The 1,359-nt window shown below is 62.0% G+C and carries 1 protein-coding gene; it reads left to right on the forward strand.

Annotated elements, in window-relative coordinates:
• On the forward strand, positions 1-1,359 hold a 1,359-nt coding region (locus tag DFO65_RS16865; protein ID WP_245940853.1), incomplete at both ends, for an FAD-dependent oxidoreductase.

Genomic DNA, 1,359 nt, shown 5'->3' on the forward strand with positions numbered 1-1,359 from the left:
TCCCTTCCGCGTCGCGATCGTCGGTGCGGGTCCTGCCGGTATCTACGCGGCGGATCTGCTGACGAAGGCCGAGCGTGACTTCGAGCTGAGCATCGACCTCTTCGACCGGCTGCCGGCCCCCTTCGGGTTGGTCCGGTATGGTGTCGCCCCGGATCATCCGCGGATCAAGGGCATCATCAATGCGCTGATCAAGGTCCTCGACCGGGGTGACATCCGCCTGTTCTCGAATGTCGACTACGGCACGGATCTCACTCTCGAGGAGCTCACGGACCGGTATGACGCGGTGATCTTCTCCACCGGTTGTGTCAAGGATGCCGATCTCGACATCCCGGGAATCGATCTGCCGGGTTCCTATGGTGCTGCGGACTTCGTCAACTGGTACGACGCGCATCCGGATGTGTCCCAGTCCTGGCCGTTGGATGCGCAGCGGGTCGCGGTCATCGGCAACGGGAATGTCGCGTTGGATGTCGCCCGGGTGCTGGCGAAGCAGGCCGATGACCTGCACTCGACGGAGATCCCGGATCATGTGTATGAGGGGTTGAAGGCGTCGCAGGTCACCGATGTCCATGTGTTCGGTCGGCGTGGTCCGGCGCAGGCGAAGTTCACGCCGTTGGAGTTGCGGGAGCTGGGTCATGTCAAGGATGTCGATATCATCGTGTATCCGGAGGACTTCGAGTTCGATGAGGCGTCGATGGCGAGTATTCATTCGAACAATCAGGTCAAGCAGGTGACGAAGACGCTGACGGACTTCACTCTGCGTGATCCCAAGGGTGCGCCGCGTCGGTTGCATCTGCATTTCCTCCACGCCCCCGTCGAGGTCCTCGGTGAGGACAAGGTGACGGGTCTGCGCACGGAACGTCAGGAGCTTGATGGTGCCGGGGGTGTCAACGGGACGGGTGAGTTCGTCGATTGGGAGATGGATGCCGTGTATCGGGCTGTCGGTTATGCGGGGACGGCTCTGCCGCAGTTGCCGTTCGATCCGCGCAGGGGTGTGATCCCGAATCATGAGGGTCGTGTCGTCGATACTCTGGACCAGGGTGAGGCTGCTGAGGCTGATGTGGTGCAGGGTGTGTATGCGACGGGGTGGATCAAGCGTGGTCCGGTGGGTCTGATCGGGCATACGAAGGGTGATGCTTTGGAGACGATCACCCATATTCTCGAGGATCGAGCATCGGGCGTGCTGACGGAGCCGGTGTATCCGGAGGAGTCGGCGATCGTCGATCTGCTGGAGTCGAAGGGTGTGGAGTACACGGATTGGGAGGGGTATCACCGTCTCGATGCGGCGGAGCGGGCTCTGGGTGAGGTTGAGGGTCGGGAGCGGAAGAAGATCGCGACGCGGGAGGGCATGCTCGCCGAAGC

The sequence above is a fragment of the Brevibacterium sanguinis genome, from assembly GCF_003315415.1.
In the GTDB taxonomy this organism is placed as follows: Bacteria; Actinomycetota; Actinomycetes; order Actinomycetales; family Brevibacteriaceae; genus Brevibacterium; species Brevibacterium celere_A.